Origin of the sequence: Marinobacter sp. NFXS9 (assembly GCF_040148665.1) — a bacterium.
GTDB classification, from domain to species: Bacteria; Pseudomonadota; Gammaproteobacteria; order Pseudomonadales; family Oleiphilaceae; genus Marinobacter_A; species Marinobacter_A mangrovi.
Genome location: NZ_JAGDDW010000020.1, coordinates 18,411 through 39,773, shown reverse-complemented (window position 1 = coordinate 39,773; position 21,363 = coordinate 18,411). Strand labels below are relative to the sequence as shown.

At 57.4% G+C, this 21,363-nt stretch carries 17 protein-coding genes; 6 read left to right on the top strand and 11 right to left on the bottom strand.

Translation table 11 applies throughout. The features are described from left to right. The first annotated feature begins 75 nt into the window (after window positions 1–75). Both J3364_RS21345 and J3364_RS21340 read left to right on the top strand, forming a co-directional pair. Window positions 76–1,389 carry a lactonase family protein gene (locus tag J3364_RS21345; RefSeq protein WP_349560171.1) on the top strand — a complete coding sequence of 438 codons (1,314 nt, stop codon included), beginning with the start codon at window positions 76–78 and terminating at the stop codon, window positions 1,387–1,389. A gap of 242 nt (window positions 1,390–1,631) precedes the next feature. Then, window positions 1,632–2,015 (top strand): hypothetical protein, encoded by a 384-nt coding sequence (locus tag J3364_RS21340; protein WP_349560170.1) that lies wholly within the window; start codon window positions 1,632–1,634, stop codon window positions 2,013–2,015. An 86-nt stretch (window positions 2,016–2,101) separates the two neighbouring features. Here J3364_RS21340 and J3364_RS21335 read toward each other — a convergent pair whose 3' ends face one another. From J3364_RS21335 to J3364_RS21295, 9 genes are all read right to left on the bottom strand, one after another. Beyond that, entirely contained in the window at window positions 2,102–2,632 is a 531-nt protein-coding gene (locus J3364_RS21335; protein WP_349560169.1) for a hypothetical protein, read from the bottom strand. A 19-nt stretch (window positions 2,633–2,651) separates the two neighbouring features. Further along, window positions 2,652–3,320 (bottom strand): DUF6998 domain-containing protein, encoded by a 669-nt coding sequence (locus J3364_RS21330; RefSeq protein WP_349560168.1) that lies wholly within the window; start codon window positions 3,318–3,320, stop codon window positions 2,652–2,654. 106 nt (window positions 3,321–3,426) lie between these two features. Next, window positions 3,427–3,969 (bottom strand): hypothetical protein, encoded by a 543-nt coding sequence (locus J3364_RS21325; RefSeq protein ID WP_349560167.1) that lies wholly within the window; start codon window positions 3,967–3,969, stop codon window positions 3,427–3,429. A gap of 254 nt (window positions 3,970–4,223) precedes the next feature. Next, window positions 4,224–4,538 carry a cupin domain-containing protein gene (locus J3364_RS21320; RefSeq protein ID WP_349560166.1) on the bottom strand — a complete coding sequence of 105 codons (315 nt, stop codon included), beginning with the start codon at window positions 4,536–4,538 and terminating at the stop codon, window positions 4,224–4,226. Window positions 4,539–5,040: 502 nt separating this feature from the next. Beyond that, window positions 5,041–6,810 (bottom strand): hypothetical protein, encoded by a 1,770-nt coding sequence (locus J3364_RS21315; protein ID WP_349560165.1) that lies wholly within the window; start codon window positions 6,808–6,810, stop codon window positions 5,041–5,043. Between the two features lie 116 nt (window positions 6,811–6,926). Further along, a complete protein-coding gene (locus J3364_RS21310) occupies window positions 6,927–7,205 on the bottom strand; it encodes a hypothetical protein (protein WP_349560164.1) in 279 nt (92 codons plus the stop codon). A gap of 211 nt (window positions 7,206–7,416) precedes the next feature. Beyond that, the gene (locus tag J3364_RS21305; RefSeq protein WP_349560163.1) at window positions 7,417–8,169 is read right to left on the bottom strand and encodes a hypothetical protein; all 753 of its coding nucleotides are present in this window, start codon (window positions 8,167–8,169) and stop codon (window positions 7,417–7,419) included. Between the two features lie 337 nt (window positions 8,170–8,506). Further along, complete coding sequence (gene sbcB / locus J3364_RS21300; protein ID WP_349560182.1) at window positions 8,507–9,955, bottom strand: exodeoxyribonuclease I; 1,449 nt, start codon at window positions 9,953–9,955, stop codon at window positions 8,507–8,509. 75 nt (window positions 9,956–10,030) lie between these two features. Then, window positions 10,031–10,855, bottom strand: a complete 825-nt coding sequence (locus tag J3364_RS21295; protein WP_349560162.1) for a hypothetical protein — start codon at window positions 10,853–10,855, stop codon at window positions 10,031–10,033. Between the two features lie 437 nt (window positions 10,856–11,292). On the opposite strand from J3364_RS21295, the gene J3364_RS21290 reads away from it, so the two are divergent. Together J3364_RS21290 and J3364_RS21285 are read left to right on the top strand one after the other, a co-directional pair. After that, complete coding sequence (locus J3364_RS21290; protein WP_349560161.1) at window positions 11,293–12,306, top strand: response regulator; 1,014 nt, start codon at window positions 11,293–11,295, stop codon at window positions 12,304–12,306. Between the two features lie 3 nt (window positions 12,307–12,309). Further along, window positions 12,310–13,284 (top strand): sensor domain-containing diguanylate cyclase, encoded by a 975-nt coding sequence (locus tag J3364_RS21285; RefSeq protein ID WP_349560160.1) that lies wholly within the window; start codon window positions 12,310–12,312, stop codon window positions 13,282–13,284. Here J3364_RS21285 and can read toward each other — a convergent pair. After that, window positions 13,270–13,941 carry a carbonate dehydratase gene (gene can, locus J3364_RS21280; RefSeq protein WP_349560159.1) on the bottom strand — a complete coding sequence of 224 codons (672 nt, stop codon included), beginning with the start codon at window positions 13,939–13,941 and terminating at the stop codon, window positions 13,270–13,272. The two genes, J3364_RS21285 and can, sit on opposite strands and share 15 nt — an antisense overlap. Before the next feature lie 181 nt (window positions 13,942–14,122). Beyond that, window positions 14,123–19,015: an NAD-glutamate dehydrogenase gene (locus J3364_RS21275; RefSeq protein WP_349560158.1), complete on the bottom strand. Its 4,893-nt coding sequence runs from the start codon at window positions 19,013–19,015 to the stop codon at window positions 14,123–14,125. A 434-nt stretch (window positions 19,016–19,449) separates the two neighbouring features. Between J3364_RS21275 and J3364_RS21270 the strand changes: the two genes are divergently transcribed. Next, window positions 19,450–20,412 (top strand): AAA family ATPase, encoded by a 963-nt coding sequence (locus J3364_RS21270; protein ID WP_349560157.1) that lies wholly within the window; start codon window positions 19,450–19,452, stop codon window positions 20,410–20,412. Window positions 20,413–20,416: 4 nt separating this feature from the next. Then, window positions 20,417–21,352 carry a DUF58 domain-containing protein gene (locus tag J3364_RS21265; protein WP_349560156.1) on the top strand — a complete coding sequence of 312 codons (936 nt, stop codon included), beginning with the start codon at window positions 20,417–20,419 and terminating at the stop codon, window positions 21,350–21,352. The last annotated feature ends 11 nt before the right edge of the window (window positions 21,353–21,363 follow it).

Sequence of the window (21,363 nt, the reverse complement as noted above, 5' to 3'; positions counted from 1 at the left end):
CATCTGTCGGGTACCGACTACCCACACTCACTGCGATGATCGCCCGAATCATTATTGCAGACTTGAGGGCAGACTATGTGGAGCTTGGAAAAAACAACGCTCTGGACAATGACATTTCTTTCGATGGCCGCACTGAGTGCATGCGGTGGTGGTGACGGCGACAGTGATACCAAGACACCCACGTTTACGGTATCTACACGCGTTGGCGTCGTGCCTGGATTGACAGCGCTGACACCCTCTACTGTCGAATCGACGACTGGGGCATCGAGCTTAGCGGTCGATCCCAGCGGTCGATACGCCTATATCGCGGGTTCAAACATCGATCAATACACCATTCAGGCCAATGGCAGCTTGGCGCCGATGAGCCCTTTGAGTGTCAGTGCCGGCTCCTCACCAAGAAATATTGCCATCGACCCGACAGGCCAATACGCCTATGTCACGAACAACTTCTCTTCCAACGTATCGCAATTTTCTATTGAAGCAGACGGCAGCCTGAAGGCGCTGGACCCCGCAACGATCGATGCCGGCGTCGGGCCGTCCGGCATCGCCGTCGATCCGACCGGCCAATATGTCTACGTGACCAATGCCAACGCCACTGACAACACTGTCTTCCAGTACAGCATTGGAGCCGACGGCACCCTGAGCCATTTAAGCCCCCAAAAAATACTCGCGGGCTCCGGCCCCGTATCCGTCGTCGTTGACCCGAGTGGTCAATACGCCTATGTCGCCAACCAGAACGTAGGCACCGTCTCCCAATTCGCGATTGGCGACGACGGCACCCTGACGGCGCTAAGCCCCAAGAACGTCAATTCGGGCTCGCTCCCTCGTGAGATTGCCATGGATCCAACCGGGCACTTTGTCTATGTGGCAAATGGAAACGATAACACCCTTTCTCAATACACCGTCGGGAATGACGGACAGCTGACGCCTATGAACCCGGCGACCGTCGCCACAGGCAATTCCCCCGAGAGCATCACCGTCGACCCAACAGGTCAGTATGTCTTCGCGGTGAATACGAACGACGACACGATTTCCCAGTACGGCATTGGGGCCGACGGCAGCCTAACCGCCCTGAGCCCCGAGTCCGTCGCAACGAGCTCCGGTTCTGGACATTCCATGACCGTCGACCCGACCGGACAGTTCGCCTACGTAACCAACCTCAACAATTCCGTCATTAACCAATACGCCATCGATGCCCAGAGCGGCGGCACCATCAGCCCAACCAGCGCGACAGTGGCGGAGAGCCTGACAACAACCTTCACCCTGACACCGGATTCCGGCTTCACCCTGGATCACGTCACTGGCTGCGACGGTGCCGAGTCCGTCAATACCTACACGACGAACAGTGTGGTCGAGGACTGCACGGTGACGGCTTATTTCTCGCATTGAGCATGAGACGTGAAATTCACTGCAATCGCGGGGTAAAAGCCAGCGTACGGGTAAGCCATCCGAAACGCTTCACTTGAAGTCCGGACTCCAGAGAACGAAGCTTATTGTGTGGCACCTGGTATTTGGCGCATTTTTGACGATTGGAAATATCCAAGAGGTATCGTTCACTGGTTTGAAGTGAGAGCGCTACAACCGCTCTCACTTCCCGCTACTTTTTATTTTCTAAAGAATGATGAAAGAAAATGCGAGAGCTCATTCTGGTTGAAGGCGAGCACGTGCAAAAAATTCAGCGCAAGCTCATCAAATGGCTTTCGCAATGGCAGATCGGCGACTTGTCGGAAGAACAAGTGCGAGACAAAGCGGAAACGCTGGAACTTCGGTATCACTTTGAAGCCTGCCAAAACGACGATCTTCGCTCGATTCTCGACGAAGCACTCTTTGGCCTGGGTAACCTGGAGATTCAGCTATTCACGAAGGCCGATATCCCTCAGTTCATTGATTTCATATCTGCCAAAGACGGACCCCAGAAAGCGTGGGAGCGCTGGGTACACTATTCAGAGAGTATTGATTGGGAGGAGCGACGAAAGGCTTTGAAGGGTCATCGTTTCTACGGGCTGACCGAATAGACCTCCCGAGTCAGGCTTGGCTTACAACGCCTGTACGACTGAGCGTACCGCAATACACTGGGAACGCCATCCCGTCTGATCCGGGTTCACACCATTTCCCGAATCAGTATTTCCATTTCAGCGGAAGCCGGGATTGTGTCTTCAAGCAAGATGACTGCGTCATCGCCGTTGTTAAAGTATGTGAGCTCCTGACCGTCATCAAAGCGTAACAACCAACCGATTTGAAACTCATCCCGAACGGGTGCCGGCCAACGTCCGATCACCGCGTAAGCGGCTTGCAGGATCGAATGCCGAAGCACTGCAAACCGGGATGCCTGAAGTAGGTCAACACTGACCCAGGAACAATGAGATTCAGCGTCCAGATCAAAGGGCTCAGGCAGAGACAGAGCGCCATCACGGGCCAGGACCGACTCTCCATCGGAGGCTAACTCCAGAGTGATCTTCGTTTCGTTATCAAAGGTGAATTCGAGATCACCCGCATCGACCTCATCGGCCTCCCCATTGAACACATACTGACTTCTCGCCAGACCGGTCAGTCGTTTTCCAATGAGAGAACGAATCAGGTCGTCCCTGGAGCCATCAATTGGCATTCGATAATCACCGTCCACTTGGATCATTCAGTTCGAGTTCTTCTGCTCACGCATCGCTCAAGCTCTTGATGATTTGGCTACCGAGCTGTCGGGTGTTCAGAGGGTTACCACTGCCGTTCAGGAGGCTGATGTTGAGCTTTCGGGCTAACTCGCGAAGTGCTGGTTTCGTGGGCACCTGAAGCGTTCCGGCCTTCTCGACCTCGATGCTGCCATTCTCCAGTTCACGAACGGTGAAGGTTTCGAAACTTACCTCACTCACCGTCTTGAGTTCGGATCGCGGACGTTCAGTTCGGGCTAAACGACTGAGCGGCAAGCTCCGCTTTCCGCCTTGGTCTGGGGACATGAGGCCTACCGCTTCCGCCACCGGCGCATTCAGAAGCGTCTCGATCTGCATCTCATCGGTATTGACTCGGAGAACAATAACCCGGTCGACAAACTCCATGGAGTTGGAATTAAAGGCAATGTGTCCGCCCGCCCCCATCATGGCGGTGGTTTTGACAGAGATTCGTTCGCCGTCACCGCTGACGACGTCATAGCCCTGCTGATTCACCTCGGTCGCCATCTGCCCGTTGGTGATCAGCGCCGTGTATAGCTCGCCAATGCGACCACAGAGATGACGCAACTCTGTCGGTGGCACTCCCCAGTTCAGTTCGCGCTCGAACCAGGCCATCGCGTCGCCCAGTGATTGGATGAGCTGCATTTGTGTTAGGGCCATAGGACCTCAGTTAATGCACTGAAAATACAAAAATAGATCTAACCCTGCTCTCCGTTAGCAAAAGGCAAGACCTAACCCCGCGCAATGCGCCAAAGCCGGTGCGGCGCTACTGCATGTTCGTGCAATGCAGCACTCCCTTCAGGGTCACCCATTTTTTCTTGCTGGGGTCCATCTGCTGCAACCAGTTCGTGCCAGCGATCCGAAATCCATCGAACTCTATCGCCCACTTTCCGCCGGCCCTGCGCACCTGAATGCCTTCGATCGGCCGGGTTTGATTCGTTGTGGCAAAAACATTCTGGGCGGCGCCATCGTCGATCTGGAAGTTGAATTCCGTCGGCACTTCGGGCTTCTCCAGCGTCATGCCGATTTGCGTGCCCTGTGGTTCGGGAACACCGTCCTTCCAATGCGGCGCATTGAATGAGACCAACCGACCGTCCATCACAATACAATCCGAATCCCGGAACGTGACTTTGCCGTTGTAGTCCCCGCTGTAGTGCAACGTACCCACCTCACTCGTGCTCCCTGTGCCCGCCGAGCTCGCCACCGCCGGAAGTAAAACCAGTGCCAGCAAGCCGCGGCGCAAACGGCACGCCGACAGGCGGCGCACGAACTCGCGGGATGTGTTGAGCGAAAAGCGGATGTGCTGCATGTTTATGCCCCTTCTTCTTGTTGAAACATCTTCAGAGCCCCAATCAGCTTACCTACCGAACATGCTGACGCATCAGATTCGGACGATAGGGCGTGGTTAGGCTCCGTATCGTCGACATCGTCTCGCATCCGGCTTGGTGAACTCGTCATTTTTCGGAATATACCGGGTCGCATCCTGGGGAGGTGGTGCCTGACCCAGCTCCCAGTGCCGCATCCGAACATGCGGATAACGCGCTGAACATCCTGACTCGCCAACTACGGCCCCGCTTCAAACCAGAACTCAATCTCATCTGTCTCCTGATCGAACTCCGCCGCATGCTCAACTCCGGCCGGGACGTGATACCAGTCGCCAACACCATAGCGTTCCGTCCGGCCCTCGATGGAAAGTTTGAGCTCACCGCGGATGATGACGCCGTGGTTGTCCGTGTCGTGGGTATGGGGTGGAATTCGGGTGCCTGCAGGATACGAGGCAAAAAGAACGTCGGCGCCGCTGGCCGCCAAACGGTAGGCATCAAAGCGCCCGTCAAAGAGTGGCAATGTACGGATTTTATCCGGGTATTTCCCTGGCATCTCTCACCTTCCTTGTAGGGTCGATATTCCAATCAGTGGCCGCGAGACAGGCTTGGTCCTGACAGTTTGACAGCGACCTCAATACATCCGCCTCAATTCTTACGACTATCCAGGACTGACGCGTATCATTGCGAGGCGAATTGATCAAAATTAAAGCGCTACGCCCCATTAATTGTGACTGCACTGAAAATACAAAAATAGATTTAACCCTGCTCTCCGTTAGCAAAAGGCAAGACCTGACCCCGCGCTACGCTGCGTGTCGTGGGTATGGGGTGGAATTCGGGTTCCGGCAGGGTATGAAGCAAACAGAACATCGGCGCCATCGGCCGCCAGGCGGTAGGCATCAAAGCGCCCGTCAAAGAGTGGCAATGTACGGATTTTATCCGGGTATTTCCCTGGCATCTCTCACCTTCCTTGTAGGGTCGATATTCCAATCTGATCAAAAATAAAGCGCTACGACCCCATTAATTCGATGTGCTGAAAATAAAACTGCCCCGGTTTTTTAAATATTTCTCGATATTAGAATTTGATCTATATTGTTATCGTCTACGGGCCCATCCCCTAGCGAGGCTCTAAAATCTTTATAGAATAATTCCACATATCTGTACGCCTGATCTAAAGTGTTTATCTTATCTCCGTCGGCAGCAAGATCGGCGATACGCCCCATCACGACATCCAGATAATCATGAACATTTTTTATTAGAATATTAATATGCGCTGGAGTATGCCCGGCGTGAACTATTTGATTCCTTGCCCTGTATATTCTTCTGATTTGCCAGCTTACTCTAAGCCAATGATTGTCGATAATTCCTTTTATCTTTTTAGTTGATGATAGATTTTCAGAAAAATAGTGAGCCCTATTCCTTAGAAGATGGAAATCCCCGAGCGATTTATAAAGAAGGTGCTTTTGATCTTCGTACTGAGGAAGCACTAGGAGCTTAATTAATCTCTCCCGGTCACTTTCTCCAGGAACAGGCTTTAACAACGAGAATGTTTCCCGGGCATTCCATAGCTTGAAATCTTGAACAAGTCGGTCTGTAAGAGAGTGCAAATATGTTAGCGATAGGAATGGAAGTGTGGAATCTATTATGTTGTTAATTTTTGCTTTGTTCCGATTAAGCTTACCGGGAGTTATAGTTTCTAGTGAAACCCAAAGATTCAAGAGTTGATTCTCGGGTGAGTCACTTCTTAGTGCGAGTGCATGCAATTCAACAGCACGAGTATATTTTTGGAAACTTTGTTTTTCGGCCAAAGAAAAATTTTCAATAAATTTATACAAGTCATTGGCAGCATCATTTGAACGCCTATCGCTACACATATGCATGGGATTTCTTGAAGCAGGAACCATGCGAGAAGAATTTACACTCTTGTTGATAAGTAGTGCACCTTTAGACCAAGAAGGCACCTGTTTATGGTGAAAAATATTTGTTAAAGCGCTCAGACGGTCAAGTCTTCTCTCCACGGACTCTCGTGCTGAAAAAACATCAAGAGAACTTACCTTTTCACATATAAGATAAACATCTTCCCCTCCATCGAGGCTAAAATTCTTAGCATTTAGGTGATTCTCCATTTCTGCCGGCACATCCCTTGAAATTGATATATCCAACTTTTCACATGAATCCGCAATCTCTAAGAATAAGCTATCGCCCTTAAATAAAACTTGATATTCAATAGGATCTCCCTTCACCACGTTAAAAAACAGCCTTACATCCTCAGGCTGATGAATTTTACTATCACCCCAGTGAAATATCCTTCTTGTTACTGCATATAGATATTGATTGCTATACCCTAAAGTGATGAGAGATGAGACGTAACTTCTGGTTAAACCTCTAATTCTATTTTTTTCCCTTCCATTTCGAACAGCCTCAAATAATAGGTTTTCATTTTTTTCTTTATACAAAGGCAGCCTTATTTGCGAGTATATTATTTGAACTGTAACCTTTATCTGATACAAATTTGTGTCAGCATTGAGAATTTGTGAGCATACAGAATCAATGTCAATGTCCATAAGACTCTGTACGATCTCATCCCTTTTAAGATTCATGGCAAGCTCTTCTAACACGTGGGGAAGGTTAGCTTGATCAATGACCTCGTTTTCAATATCTTTTATGAGCTCTAAAGTTTCTAGGCACAAAGTGCTAGAGTTCATTGCCGACGGCTTGTAAGTGTCTAAGCTGTAATCGAATAACAGCTCTTCTAGAAGCTGAACAAAGAAAACCAACCCCTCTAGCTGCTCCAGATTTTGCCAATTCTTCAAAGTTCTAAACTTCATAAAAAATCTTCTTACATTATAATTTTTAAAGTTAACGATTACAGTATGCGCACTCTTAGAGTGGAGCCATAGGCGCAATGTAATGGGCGTCGCGTTGCCTGCAATGGTTGATTCTTCTAGCAGAACTGAGGCGTAGCTCGAGAACACCCGCCGTCAGTTGCACCTCCACTGAACAATAGACTAATGGCACCTGCAACTAAAACAGTTACAAACGCATATTGAGCCGCCTTGATTGCAACAGATCCAACTGTCGGCACCGCTTCGTCTTCCTTAAGGCCTTTATCCCTTGAACCAAAAAGTATGACAAACCAGACCACATAGATAACCCCAAATCCCGGAATTGGATAGCTGGAGATCAATATCACTGAAATAGGCACCACAATAAGTGCTGCCATGCCGACCAGGAAGCTCCAGTCCTTCCATATGACCGCAGACCATAATAGATAAGCGATTCCTAGACCGAACACTATTTGTACAAAATCCGTAAGCGTCACGACCGCTACTGACCTCTTTAGAAATTAAAGCTTTGGCTTTGCGGCGCACCGGAGCGCTAGGCGTAGGTGCGTACGGCAACAGTCAATTGTCAGGGATTTCTGTCCGTACACGCTATCTTTGCTGTAGTGGCTTTGATTCAGTTCTCTTTTGACAACGATCGCCTTCAATTTCAGCAATACGTTTGCTTAGAACCATCAATAAACGTGCGCAGACCGTTGAATAAAGATGGCGAGCCTCAAACTTAGCAGTATCGCCAACCGTTCTACTATAGAGATCCTTGCACTTGCTTCGAAAGCGCTGATCCTCAAGCGAAATCCCCACTTTGTGCGCGAAGTCATTCCTTATTGCTCGCACTTTATCAATAGCCTGCATCTCATCTTTCGCGATCAACCCCAAGGAAAAAGCAACCTTAGTCCTAGACGAAAACGAAGTCAGTGGGTCGCCAGGCCCGCCACGCAAAACTCCGTGAGTCACTTTGTCTTCGACCAAAAAGTGCTCTAACAGCCTACAAAGCATTTCGTCGAGCATTGCTGCCCACACTAGAACGAGACCACGTTCGGTCCCACTCGCGTTCTCACTATTCGCTTCATCAAGAAATTGGTTAACGTCATGCCATCCAGCAGGGAGCTTCAGAGCCCCGTCGCTTTCAGAAGGCTTAGTGCTGGCTATCGGTGGAGCAATTTCTCCAAACTCGCCCTGGATACAACGGCCGAATATTTCTCGGCCATGCGGCTCAAGGTCAGTTTCAGAGGCGGTGAAAAGCACTTCAGACTTTAGGTGTTCGAAATACACCACACAGTCAATCGCTGTCTTTTCGCGGTTAGCCCATCGTGGCTCCCGGACTGAGCTGTAAGTTTTTTTCACGCACTTCCCTAACGGTGATTAGACGTAACGCGTCATTATTGATTGATCGAAGCATGCGGTATAACAGCATTACCGAAGAGCAGATAAATCCATTGTTTTCCAAATCCTAAAACCACCTTGCAACCAAATCCTGCAATATCACCGAATTCCTCATAACAAACACCAACCTGTCGCCCGCTAACCAATGTAGCCAAACCAACCACACCACGCCAATGAGGCAGATCAACAAATCAGGCAGGCGTATGCCGTCGCCCCGAATCGGGCGACAGTCTCAAAGAAAGGATTTATCCGAAGGGATCTTCAGAGGTAGAGATGGGCAGTTGGTCTGCCCTACCCCTCAAACATAAGGAATCAACGATTCCCCATACAACGCCAACTCTTCCAGCACATGCCGATCCTTCGCCTCCAGTTCCGGCGATTGCAGCCGTTGCTGGATGTCCGCGAAGAAGCCTTCCAGCGAGCGCCAGCCGGCTTTGGGGTGCATCAGGCGTTGTTGCTTGAATGCTTCCCAGCGCTCCTGCTCTTCCGAGTCCAGGGTCTGGGGGTAGTTGCGGGCGCGGTAGCGGAAGACCATTTCCGCGAGGCGGGCGTCGTCGAATTCGGGGGTGGCTTCGCCCATCACTTCGACGGGCTGCTGGAGCAGCTGATCGAGGCGCTTACGGTCGTTGGGGCTGAGGAAGCCGCCGGCGTAGAGCTGTTCGTCGGGGTCGGTCAGGTCGCCGGGGCCGTCGTCCTGGGGTTGGTAGACTTCGGCCAGCTTCTCGCCAAGTCCCCTCGCCTGTCGCAGGATCTGGAGGTTGGCGCGCAGGGTGTCGCCGTCCAGTTGCAGTTGCTCGAGGCGTTCCGGGCTGAGGGATTTGAGCATGTTGCCGGGGGCCAGCACCGGGCATTTGTTGAGCTGGATGGCTTTCAGGGGGAAGCGTTCTTCATCGCCCAGTTCCGCCTGGGTGGTGAACAGGCGGCGGCGGATTTCCTCGACGTCGGCGTTGATCAGCTCGGTCGGATCTTTCCGCAGGTCGTAGACGATGACGGCGTTCTTGTTGACCGGGTGCTGGGCCACCGGGGCGATCATGGCGCAGCAGCCGATGGACGCGGGGTATTTGCTGGACACGTGGAACACCGGCTTCATGGTGGCCAGGTCGAGCATGGCGCGGGCGGAGTGCTTGTCCTTGTGCTCCAGCACGTACTCGAACAGCTTGGGCTGCTTGTCCTTGATCAGCTTGGCCAGGGCGATGGTGGCGGTGACGTCGGACATGGCGTCGTGGGCCGCTTCGTGACTGATGCCGTTGGCGGCAGTGAGTTCTTCCAGGCGGAAGCTGGGGGAGCCGTCCTCTTTCTTCGGCCAGTTGATGCCCTCGGGCCGCAACGCGTAGGTCAGGCGCACCATGTCGATGATGTCCCAACGGGAGTTGCCGTTCTGCCATTCCCGGGCATAGGGATCGCGCAGGTTGCGGTACAGGGTGTGGCGGGTGACCTCGTCGTCGAAGCGCAGGCTGTTGTAGCCCACCACGCAGGTGCCCGGCTGGCTGAAGGCCTCGTGGATCAGGCTGATGAACTCGGCTTCCGGGTAGCCTTCGGCGCGGGCCTGCTGGGGCGTGATGCCGGTGATCAGGCAGGCGACCGGGTCCGGCACGTAGTCTTCGGTGGGCTGGCAGTAGATGACCAGCGGGTCTTCGATGATGTTGAGGTCGGCATCGGTGCGCACGCCGGCAAACTGGGAGGGCCTGTCGTGCACCGGGTCGGCACCGAAGGTTTCGTAGTCGTGCCAGTAGAAGCTTTTAATCACGTGTTTGCCAACCTCAGCCATGTCGTTTGGCTGCCGAGTGTAGCAAAGCCGTGAAAAGGGATCAGCAGGCCGGCCTCAGAAGAGGCCGACACCGCGATCGATGTATTCGGTCCGCGCCCGGGAAATGCCGTTCTGCAGGGTGGTCAGGTCCATCTGCATGGACGTCGGAATATTCAGGTACACGCCCGCGGCCGCATCCACCGCGGTGCCGCCGGTGGCGTTGCTGGACCAGCTTACCGGGGCCTTCTGGAAGGAGATGAAGAAGTCTTCCGTGGGGCTGACGGTGCCGTCGCCGTTGTCCGCGCCGATATCCAGGGTTTTGAGGTTGGTCAGCGGTGCGCACTGGACGCCGGCGGTGCAGTCGGTGGCGGCGTCGTTCAGGCCGATGTAGCTGGCGCGGGTGTTGGTGGCGTTGCCGCTGGCGTCATAGAGCTGGGCGTCAGAGACGTTGCCGCTGCTGTCCTCAAGCTTGATGCCCAGGTTACCGGAGAAGCTTTCGAAATCGCCGGAGAGCGTGCCCCGGGCCTGCCCGAAGCCCATGCGGAAGCCGACAATGTCGCCGTTCTCTTCCGCCAGTTCGAAATACGGGTTGCTGGCTTCGAATGGCACGATGTCGTTGACGGCATAGGTCTGGCCGTTGAGCTGGACCTGGGTGGCGTCGGTGGATATATGACCGAGCGAGAGCTGGCTGACCAACACGTCGGCGCCGTCGCCGGTATCGCCGAGGGCTACGGTGTCGATGTTGGTCTGGATTTCGGCATCCAGCCCCATCGTCACGCGGGTGTAGCGGTGTTCCGGCGTTCCATCGATATCCACGGCCATCATGGCCTGACCGGTGATTTGCTCCATCTCGCTGTCGGAGATGGGCTTGAGTTCCGCCTGTACGACTGATGACAACATCAGGCCGAAGCACACCGGGGCCACGCGTTTAAGCGCATCCCTGTTCATTGTTAGTGTCTCTGAGTGATTGACTGCTGTCCGACAGTCACTGCGGCAAGACGCGACGCGTTGTTTTTGTTATCCGGGACGACGTCCCCTTGAGGGGTTCCGGTATCGCAGCCACAGCATTTTCAGGAGCCTTTCAGGACCCGTTATTATTTGCTTGCGTGACGACTATAGGTGGGCATTTCAGTCATTTAAGTGAGACCTGTCACATTAGGCCACGGAATCGCCGCCGGTCATTCCAAACTGTGATTGAGGTCTTACAACAAATTACATTCTGGTCATCAAAATGCGCGGCGAATACGCTAGATTCTGCGGGCCTATGACGACGGAATGCCATACGCGACCTGAGAGTGACTGCTAGACTTCTTACACACGTCAATGAGTTATACGGCATGAGTTACCGCGTCCTGATCTGTGACGACTCCTCCATGGCCCGCAAACAGATGGCCCGCGCCCTGCCCGATGGCTGGGCGGCCGATGTGCGTTTTGCCGAACACGGCGAGGCCGCCCTGGAGATCATCCGCGAAGGTGACAGCGACGTCCTGTTCCTGGACCTGAACATGCCGGTGCTCGACGGCTACGGGGTGCTGGAGGCAATTGCTGGCGAGGATTTGCCGGTGATGACGCTGGTGGTGTCCGGCGATATCCAGCCCGAGGCCCGCAAGCGGGTGCTCAAACTCGGCGCCATGGATTTCATCCGCAAGCCCACCGATCCGGAGAAGATCACCGAGATCCTGGGCGCCTACGGCCTTTACAGCGAGGCCGACTCGGCGGAGCCGGCCCCGTCGCCCAGCCCGCAACCCCAGCCCGAAGACAATCTGGATCTCAACGCCTACCTGCAGGAGATGTCCAACGTGGCCATGGGCCAGGCGGCGGATCTGCTGGCGCGCCTGCTGGATGTGTTCATCAAACTGCCGGTACCGCGGGTGGCCACGCTGGCCCAGAGCGAACTGATCATGGCGCTGGGGGCCGCCGGCGAGCGCGACAGCTATTCCGCCGTGTGCCAGGGTTTCAATGGCGCCGGCGTCGCAGGCGAAGCCCTTTTGCTCTTCTCGGATGCCAGCTTCGATGATATGGCCCGGCTGCTGGGCTACGAGGGCGATGATCGCAACGCTCTCGAACTGGAAGTCCTGATGGACCTGTCCAGCATCCTGTTCGGGGCCTTTATCAAGGGGCTGGGCGATCAGCTGGATCTGCACTTCGGCCTCAGTCACCCCACGGTGCTGGGCCAGCATCGTCAGGTTAGCGACCTGCTGGAATATCACGAGGCCCGGGATCAACAACTGCTCAGCATTGAGATCAACTACGCCATCGAAGACTACAACGTGGTGTGCGACCTGCTAATCCTGCTCACGGCAGACTCGATCCCCCATCTTCAACAAGCCATCGACTACCTGACGGAGTAACCCATGGCGGTCAACCAGGACGACATGCTCGAATTCCACTGGCTGATGGACATGCTGGAAACCGTCGAGGTGGGCCTGATCGTGCTCGACGCCGAGTTCCGGGTGCACGTGTGGAATGGCTTTATGGAGAACCACAGCGGCGTGACCGCATCGCGCATCAAGGACCAGAACCTGTTCGAATTTTTCCCGGACCTGCCCGAGCCGTGGCTGCGACGTAAAGTGAAGTCTGTGCGCATGTTGAAGACCCGCGCGTTCACCACCTGGGAGCAGCGCCCTTACCTGTTCCATTTTCGGAACACCCGGCCGATCACCGGTACCGCGCCCTACATGTACCAGAACCTGACCATCAGCCCGCTCACGAGTGCCGACGGCGAGGTGCGCATGGTGTGCCTGATGGTCTACGACGTGACGGACATGGCCGCTGGCAAGCAGGCGCTGGAACAGGCCAATGAACAGCTGCTGCGCCTGAGCGAAACGGACCGCCTGACCGGCCTGCTCAACCGGGGCACCTGGGAGAGCCTGCTACAGGCGGACTACGAGCGCTGCCGACGCTACGGCAACGACTCGGTGCTGGTGATGTTCGACATCGATCACTTCAAATCGGTGAACGACACTTACGGCCATGTGGCGGGTGATGAGGTGATTCGCCGGACCTCCGACGTGCTGCGGTCCAACCTGCGCCATGCGGATCTGGCGGGGCGTTACGGTGGGGAGGAGTTTGCCATCGTGTTGCCGGAGACGACCGTCGATGGTGCGGTGGCGTTGTGCGAGCGCATTCGGCAGACGATCGAATCGTCACCGGTGGACACCGGCACGGCGCGGATCAGCTATACGATCAGTCTGGGCGTGGCGCCGATCACCGACGACACCGAGACCCCGACGCAATGGATCGAGCGGGCCGACGCCGCCCTCTACGAAGCGAAAGAGGGCGGCCGAAATCAGACCTGCGTTACGGACGTGCCGTCACGCGCTGAGTGAACGAACCGGCCGGTCGACCAGTCCCTTCACGGCTTTGTCGTAGATCTCTTCACGCTCATCGTTGTTGGTGATGCACAGCCCCAGATCGCGCAGTAAGCCGTCGGCCACGTCATACACCCAGGCGTGAACCGACAGGTCCTGGCCGCGGGCCCAGGCGTCCTGGACAATGGTGGTCTGGCACACGTGGCGCACCTGCTCAATGGCGTTGAGCTCGCACAGGCGATCGATCTGGTCCTGTTCGGTCGGCAGCTTTTCCAGCACCGGTCTGAACTGATCGCGAACGTCCTGGATGTGGCGCAGCCAGTTGTTGATCAGACCCAGTCCCTGGTCTTTCAGGGCCGCCTTCACGCCGCCACAGCCATAGTGGCCGACCACCATGATGTGCTTGACCTTGAGCACTTCCACCGCGAACTGGATGACCGACAGGCAGTTGAAGTCGGTATGCACCACCACGTTGGCCACGTTGCGGTGAACGAACACGTCACCCGGCATCAGGTTCATGATCTGGTTTGCCGGCACGCGGCTGTCGGCACAGCCGATCCAGAGGTATTCCGGGGACTGCTGGTTGGACAGACGCTCGAAGAATTGCGGATCTTCTTCCTTGATCTTCTCTGCCCAGTCACGGTTGCTTTCAAAGATATGATTAAGCCGTCGCATGTTTTCCTTCTCTGGTTGGGGAGCCGCTGCCCTGCGCGGTCGGCGGTGACCGGTGAGGTTCAGCGGATCCAGTAGAGCCCATCGGTAGCCGGGATGTTGCGGGAGGGTGCCCCACCCCGGCCATCAAACCAGCGCCGGTCGGGTACCGGCGCACAAATTGAACGGGATATGCCCGTCAAGTTCAACCCATCGGGCTGGCCGTTGCCTCCAGCGGCGTGTGGATCGACGACTGAGCCAGATCCAGCAACTCCCGCAGGGCAACGGAGAACATGGCGTACTCCGGCTCCCGGGTGCTGCGCAGTTCGGAGAGCATGGTTTGCCACCGATCGACCATCGGCTTGTGGCGTTCGATCCAGTCGTCGATGGCGGCACTGACGTCCCCTTCCTTGCCGCTGATGCGCAACACACCGGTGGTCAATGCACGCTGCTGCCAGTCCAGGTCCTCGCGGAAGCTTTCCCGCGCCAGGGCTTCCCAGTGGGAAGACGGCGAGAGTTTGGCCACCGCACCAGCGAACCAGTTGAGGTCCAGCCGCTCGCCCAGGCTGTAGTACAGGTTGGCCACCTGCTTGAGCGGCACCTGGGTGGTCTCGTGGGCTTCGATGATGCCCAGCGCCGCGTACAGGTAGGACGTTCCGGCCACCACGGCCGCCACATCTTCCGGAATCGACTTCTTGACCAGCGCGTCGTAGTGCTCGCGCCACTCCTCGCCGGACTGTTGCCCCAGATAATCCGGCAACTGGGCAATGATATCCGACAGCGACTTGGCAAACCGGTCCACGTGGGACTGGATGTTGAGCTCGCTGCGACGATTGCGCAGCAACCAGCGAACGGCCCGGCGGACCAGGCGAATCAGCTCGTTCATCAGTTCCAGCTGCAGGGAAGCCGGCACCTTGTTGTCCAGCGCCTCGATCTTGTTCCACCACTCGTCGATGCGGAACACGTCCCGGGCGATGAGCCACGCCATGGCGATGGCCGACACGGACGCGCCGGTGGACTTGGCCAGCCGGTCGACGAAGGTGATGCCCATGTGGTTGACCATGTCGTTGGCGATCTGGGTGGCGATGATCTCGCGGCGCAGTTGGTGCTCGCCCAGTTCCTTGCCGAATTTCTTGATCAGCGCGTCCGGGAACACCTTGTTCATTTCCTTGGCCAGGGACGGTTCGTCCGGCAGGTCGCTCTCGGTGAGCAGCTGCTTGAGATCGCCCTTCACGTAGGAAATCAGCACCGACAGCTCCGGCCGGGTGAGGCCTTTCTTGTCGAGCTTGCGCTCGGCCAGGGTGTCCTCGTCCGGCAGGAATTCCAGCTCGCGGTTGAGCTTGCCTTCCGACTCCAGGGTAATCATCAGCCGGCGGTACTCTTCCAGCCGGGTGGTGGTATCGGTGTTGGCGATACTCAGGGCCTGGGTCTGGCGGTAGTTGTTGAGCAGCACGAGATCGGAGACGTCGTCGGTCATCTTCTCGAGCATGTTGTTGCGCTGCTTCTCGGTCAGGTCGCCGTTGGCCACCACGCGGTTGAGCAGGATCTTCATGTTCACTTCGTGGTCGGAGCAGTCCACCCCGCCGGCGTTGTCGATGAAGTCCGTGTTCAGGCGGCCGCCGTTCAGACCGAACTCGATGCGGCTGAGCTGGGTCATGCCCAGGTTGCCGCCCTCGCCCACGACCTTCACCCGCAGTTCCTTGCCGTTGACCCGCAGACCGTCGTTGGCCTTGTCGCCCACATCGCTGTGGGTCTCTTTCGAGCCCTTCACGTAAGTGCCGATGCCGCCGAACCACAGCAGGTCCGCCTGGGCCTTGAGGATGTGGCTGATCAGCATGTTGGGCGGCACGCGGTCCGACTTGATGTTGAACAGCTTCTTCATTTCCGCGCTGACCGGGATCGACTTGGCGCTGCGGTTGAACACGCCGCCGCCCTTGGAGATCAGGTCGGCGTTGTAGTCGGTCCAGGCGGAACGCGGCAGTTCGAACAGGCGCTTGCGCTCTTCGAAGCTCTTCTTGGGATCCGGTGACGGGTCCACAAAGATGTGCATGTGGTTGAACGCCGCGATCAGCTTGGCGTGATCGGATCGCAGCAGGCCGTTGCCGAACACGTCCCCGGCCATGTCGCCGATCCCGATCACGGTGAAGTCGTCCGTCGCCGGGTTGATGCCCAGTTCGCGGAAGTGACGTTCCACGGACACCCAGGCGCCCTTGGCAGTGATGCCCATCTTCTTGTGGTCGTAACCCTGGCTGCCGCCGGACGCGAAGGCGTCGCCGAGCCAGAAGTCGTATTCCTTCGACAGGCCGTTGGCGATGTCAGAGAAGGTGGCGGTGCCCTTATCGGCCGCAACCACCAGATAGTGGTCATCCTCGTCGTGGCGCACCACGTTCTGCGGCGGGCGGATGGCGCCGTCGATCAGGTTGTCCGTGACGTCCAACAGGCCGCGCACGAAGGTTTTGTAGGCCTCGATACCCTCACGTTGGAAGGCGTCGCGATCGCCGCCGTCCGGCAGTTGCTTGGCGACGAAGCCGCCCTTGGCCCCCACCGGTACGATGACCGCGTTCTTGACCTGCTGGGCCTTGACCAGCCCCAGGATCTCGGTGCGGTAGTCCTCGAAGCGGTCCGACCAGCGCAGGCCACCGCGAGCGACTTTGCCACCGCGCAAGTGGCAACCTTCCACCCGCGGGGAGTAGACGTAGATTTCGAACATGGGCATGGGCAGCGGCATGTCCGGGATCTCGGACGGACGGAACTTGTAGCTGATGTACGGCTTGTGGTTGCCGTCGCCGTCCGCCTGGAAGTAGTTGGTGCGCTGGGTCGCCTTCATCAGGTCCAGGTACAGGCGCAGCACGCGGTCCTCACTGAGGTTTTCCACGTCGTCCAGGCCGGCGTTGAACTCCAGCTCCAGCTTCTGCTGGGCCGCAGCGCTCTTGCCCGCGCTCTGGTTGCGTTCGGGATCGAACCGCACGGCAAAGAAGTCGAGCAGGTTCTGCGCCAGGCCGACGTGGTTCACCAGCGTATTGGAGATGAAGGTCTGACTGTTGGAGATGCGGATCTGGCGCATGTAGCGCGCGTAGGACCGCAGCATCGCAATCTGGCGCCAGTCGAGATAGCAGGCCAGGATCAGGCGGTTGAAGTTGTCGTTTTCCGCCTCGCCGTACCAGACCCGGCGGAACAGGTCCTCGAAGATCGGCCGGATGCGGTGGATGTCGACGATCTTGCCGGTGTAGGCCTGCAGCGAGAAATCGTGGATCCAGACCGCGCGGCCGTTGCGATCCACCACTTCGAACGGATGTTCGCCCAGAACCCGGAAGCCCAGGTTATGGAAGATCGGCAGCACATCCGACAGGGGCAGCTGCGAGTCCGGAGAGAACAGCTTGAAGTGAACGGTGCTCTCTTCCTCTTCCAGGGCGCGGTAGAAGCTCATCTCCAGCCGGGAGCTGTTCGCGGCATCGACGATGTGCTCCAGGTCGATCGCCGCCCGGCGTGGTGAGAAGCGGTCTCGATAGCTGCCGGGAAAGGCGTTGCGATACAGACGGATCAGCTCGTTGCCGCGCTCTTCGCCGTGGGTCTCGTGCAGCGCCTCGGACAGACCGTCGCGCCAGGACTGCGCCAGGGCAATCACCTGCTCCTGGATGTCATGGACCGGCAGCTGCCGGTTTTCCACCTGCGGCACGCGGATGGTGAACTGGACCCGGGCCAGTACCGACTCGGAGAAGTGCGTCACGAACTCGATGTCCTCGGCGCCCAGCCGTTCCATCAGCACCTGCTCCACGTTCAGGCGCAGCTCGGTGTTGTAGATGTCCCGCGGGAAGAACGCCAGGCAGGTGACGAACTGGCCGTAGACGTCCTCGCGCATGAACACCTTGATCATGCGGCGTTCCTGGATATAGAGGATGTCCAGCGCCACCTTGTACAACTCGTCCGGCTCGATCTGGAACAGCTCGTCGCGGGGGTAGACCGTCAGGATCTGGTCCAGCTCCTTGCCGGCGTAGTCGTCCCGCAGGAAGCCGGAACGTTTGATGACTTCGGCCACCTTGCGGCCCAGCAGTGGAATCCGATCGGGGCGCTCCTGGTAGACCCGGGAGGTGTACAGGCCAAGGAAGCGGCGTTCGCCGATCACCTCGCCCTTGCTATTGAATTTCTTCACCGCGATGTAGTCGGGATAGGCCGGCCGGTGCACCCGTGAACGCTGGGCCGACTTGGCGAAGATAAAGATGTCGTCGGTGCGGGTCATCTCGGTGCGGGTGCGCTGGGGCAGCTCTTCCAGCCGGACTTTAACCGGCCGTTCGTTGTGGACCCGCAGGATGCCCATTTCGGAATTCGGCACCTGGGTGACCAGCATGCCGCCCTTTTCTTTGACGAAGTCGTACTCGTCGTAGCCGAGGAAGGTGAAGTGATCGTCCGCCAGCCATTCCAGGAAACGGTGCGCTTCCTTGATGTCGTCGTTGCTGATCTTGGCCTTGCAATTGTCCAGCTCTTTCAGGATTTCGGCGGACTTGGCCTTCATGGCCGGAAAATCGTCCACGGCGATGCGCACTTCCTGCAGCACTTGCTGCAGCTCGTCTTCCAGACCGCGCAGCTCTTCCGGGTCGCTGTGCCGGTCGATCTCCAGCACGATCATTGCCTCGTAACTGGTCTTCGCCTTACTCGCCTTGCTGTCCCGGTCGTGGAGTTTCTTGAGTTTGCCGCTGCGGTCGCGTTCCACCTGGAGGATGGCGTGGTAGAGCGTGTGGGTTCCGATTTCGCGCTGGTTGATAGCGATGCGGATCGAGTCGATCAGGAACGGGATGTTCGGGTGGAGGATAAAGATAACGGAGTGGGTCGACTGCCAGCCGTCGCTTTCCAGGTCCGGGTTGAACACCGCCACCGGTGAGTCCGCTGCCGCGCGGTTCTGGATGAACTTCCAGGCGGCCAGCACTGAGCCGTAGACATCGGCAAACCGGCGGGCCAGGAGCTCATCGAGCGGCAGGTGGGATAAATGTTGAACTGCAAATTCACTGATCTTCTTCGCTTCGGTCTTGTTGATCTTTTCGGCAAAGGCTTCGGCCAGCAAGTCATGGAACTGGTCCTTGCTGGTCACCGTCAGCGCGTTCATGTGCTACCCCAACTTTCTGAATGAATGTTAATAAACAAATCCAGTGGAGACCTGTCACAGACTGGGTTCCACTACCGGGTCATGACAGGCAGCTGGCTTACTCCACTAGCATAGTCAAACCCTTGATTTTTGCTGGTAGGTTACAAACACTGGTCGCTTACAGCGATTGTGGTCAATACGGACCCCGGACTGGTTTGCAACCTAAGCACCCTACGAATCGTTCATGACGACCCCGGGGTGCTTTTCGTCCGATGCGGTCCGAAACAGAAAAATGGCAGGGAGTGGTTGAAAAAGATCAGACAGTGAAGACCAGAGACATGACGCGCAGCAAGGAATGTCCACCTGATGGGCAGATCTAATGGAAACACTGTGCAACACTGCAACTCGCCACAGCATGGGCTTTTTCAACAGCTCCGAAACAAACGGAAGGATCAATGTCGTTACAGCGTATATTCGGGGATCTGCGATCCCAATTAGCGAAAAGGATCATAGGGCAGGAAAAGTTGGTGGACCGGCTGCTGATTGCCCTGCTCGCCGACGGCCACCTGCTGGTGGAAGGCGCCCCGGGTCTGGCCAAGACCACCGCCATCAAGACCCTGTCCGACCACATCGAAGGGGACTTTCACCGCATCCAGTTCACGCCCGACCTGTTACCGTCGGACGTGACCGGTTCTGAAATCTACCGCGCCGAGACCGGCCTGTTCGAATTCCAGAAAGGTCCGATCTTCCACAACCTGGTGCTGGCCGATGAAATCAACCGGGCGCCGGCCAAGGTGCAATCCGCCCTGCTGGAAGCCATGGGCGAACGCCAGGTCAGCGTGGGTATGAAGACCTTCCCGCTGGACCGCCTGTTCCTGGTCATGGCCACCCAGAACCCGATCGAGCAGGAAGGCACCTATCCCCTGCCCGAGGCGCAGCTGGACCGGTTCCTGATGCACGTCACCATCGATTACCCGGATGCGGGCGCCGAGCGCGACATCCTCCACCTGGCGCGGCGCGATTACCAGCAGGGCGTCGCACCGACGGACCTGCGCCTGCGTGCCGATGACATCTTCCAGGCCCGCCTGGACGCCAGCGAACTGTACATGGCGGAAGCGGTCGAGGATTACCTGGTGGCGCTGGTGCTGGCCACCCGCCAGCCGGACACGCTGGACGCCGATCTGGCCCGCTGGATCGCTTTTGGTGCCAGCCCACGCGGCACCATCGCGCTGGACCGCTGCGCCCGCGCCAAGGCCTGGCTGGACGGCCGGGACTTCGTCAGTCCAGACGACGTGCGTGCGATCGCATTCGACGTGCTGCGCCATCGCGTGCTGCTGACTTTTGAAGCCGAGGCCGATGGGATCACGCCGGACGACGTTATCCAGCGCCTGATCGATCGGGTACCGGTGGCCGCCTGACACCATGCCGGACGCCTCTCCACTGATTCGCATTGACCTGCCGGAGCTGATCCGCCTGCAGGCGGACGCCCGCGCCCTGCGCCTGCCCGGCACGCGACCGGTCACCGTACGCCAGGCCGGCGTCAACCGCTCGCGGCAGAAAGGCCGCGGCATGGTGTTCTCGGAAGTGCGGCTCTACCAGCCCGGCGACGACATCCGCAGCATCGACTGGCGGGTAACCGCGCGCCGGCAACAGCCGCACACCAAACTCTACGAAGAGGAACGGGAACGCCCGCTGCTAATCCTGTGCGATCTGGGCGACTCGCTGTATTTCGGCAGCGAAGGTGCCTACAAGCGCGTGCGTGCGGCGCAGGTGGCCGGGCTGATTGCCTGGCTGGGCCTGTTTGCCGGCGACCAGGTGGGTGGCATCGTCTTCTCCGACCGGCAGTGCGACGTGCTGCGACCGGCCCGCCGCCGACGCGCCGTGGTGCGCCTGCTGGACAGTCTGGTGCAGCGCCAGGACGACCACACCGGCCGCTCGGGCCAAAGCGCGACCGGGAGTAAACTGGATGAAGCGTTGCGTGAGGCACGTCGTATCGCCCACACCGGCAGCCGTGTTTTCATCATTAGCGACTTTATTAATCTGTCGCCCGAGACTCCGGCGCTGATTGCGCAACTGGCCCGGCACAACACGATCAGCGCCCTGCGCATCATTGACCCGCTGGAACAGGCGCCGCCGGAACGGGGCCGCTTCGCGGTGGCCGGACCGGACGGGCCGCTCTGGTTCGATGCCGGGAACGCCGCCTTCCGAGAGGCCTTCCAGGCGAAAGTGGCGGAACACGAATACCAGGTGGACCGCTGCTTCAGTCTGGCCGGGGTCAAAGCCGTGCCGATCTACACCGGGCAGCAGCCGGCGCAGGTCCTGAAAACCGTGCTCGGCCCGCGGGGCCGACTGGGATAAGCACAACGGTC

Coding starts and splice junctions, on each gene's coding strand:
- J3364_RS21345 (WP_349560171.1), top strand. CDS start 76: ATGTGGAGCTTGGAAAAAACAACGCTCTGGACAATGACATTTCTTTCG.
- J3364_RS21340 (WP_349560170.1), top strand. CDS start 1,632: ATGCGAGAGCTCATTCTGGTTGAAGGCGAGCACGTGCAAAAAATTCAG.
- J3364_RS21335 (WP_349560169.1), bottom strand. CDS start 2,632: ATGATCCAAGTGGACGGTGATTATCGAATGCCAATTGATGGCTCCAGG.
- J3364_RS21330 (WP_349560168.1), bottom strand. CDS start 3,320: ATGGCCCTAACACAAATGCAGCTCATCCAATCACTGGGCGACGCGATG.
- J3364_RS21325 (WP_349560167.1), bottom strand. CDS start 3,969: ATGCAGCACATCCGCTTTTCGCTCAACACATCCCGCGAGTTCGTGCGC.
- J3364_RS21320 (WP_349560166.1), bottom strand. CDS start 4,538: ATGCCAGGGAAATACCCGGATAAAATCCGTACATTGCCACTCTTTGAC.
- J3364_RS21315 (WP_349560165.1), bottom strand. CDS start 6,810: ATGAAGTTTAGAACTTTGAAGAATTGGCAAAATCTGGAGCAGCTAGAG.
- J3364_RS21310 (WP_349560164.1), bottom strand. CDS start 7,205: ATGGCAGCACTTATTGTGGTGCCTATTTCAGTGATATTGATCTCCAGC.
- J3364_RS21295 (WP_349560162.1), bottom strand. CDS start 10,855: ATGTTGTCATCAGTCGTACAGGCGGAACTCAAGCCCATCTCCGACAGC.
- J3364_RS21290 (WP_349560161.1), top strand. CDS start 11,293: ATGAGTTACCGCGTCCTGATCTGTGACGACTCCTCCATGGCCCGCAAA.
- J3364_RS21285 (WP_349560160.1), top strand. CDS start 12,310: ATGGCGGTCAACCAGGACGACATGCTCGAATTCCACTGGCTGATGGAC.
- can (WP_349560159.1), bottom strand. CDS start 13,941: ATGCGACGGCTTAATCATATCTTTGAAAGCAACCGTGACTGGGCAGAG.
- J3364_RS21275 (WP_349560158.1), bottom strand. CDS start 19,015: ATGAACGCGCTGACGGTGACCAGCAAGGACCAGTTCCATGACTTGCTG.
- J3364_RS21270 (WP_349560157.1), top strand. CDS start 19,450: ATGTCGTTACAGCGTATATTCGGGGATCTGCGATCCCAATTAGCGAAA.
- J3364_RS21265 (WP_349560156.1), top strand. CDS start 20,417: ATGCCGGACGCCTCTCCACTGATTCGCATTGACCTGCCGGAGCTGATC.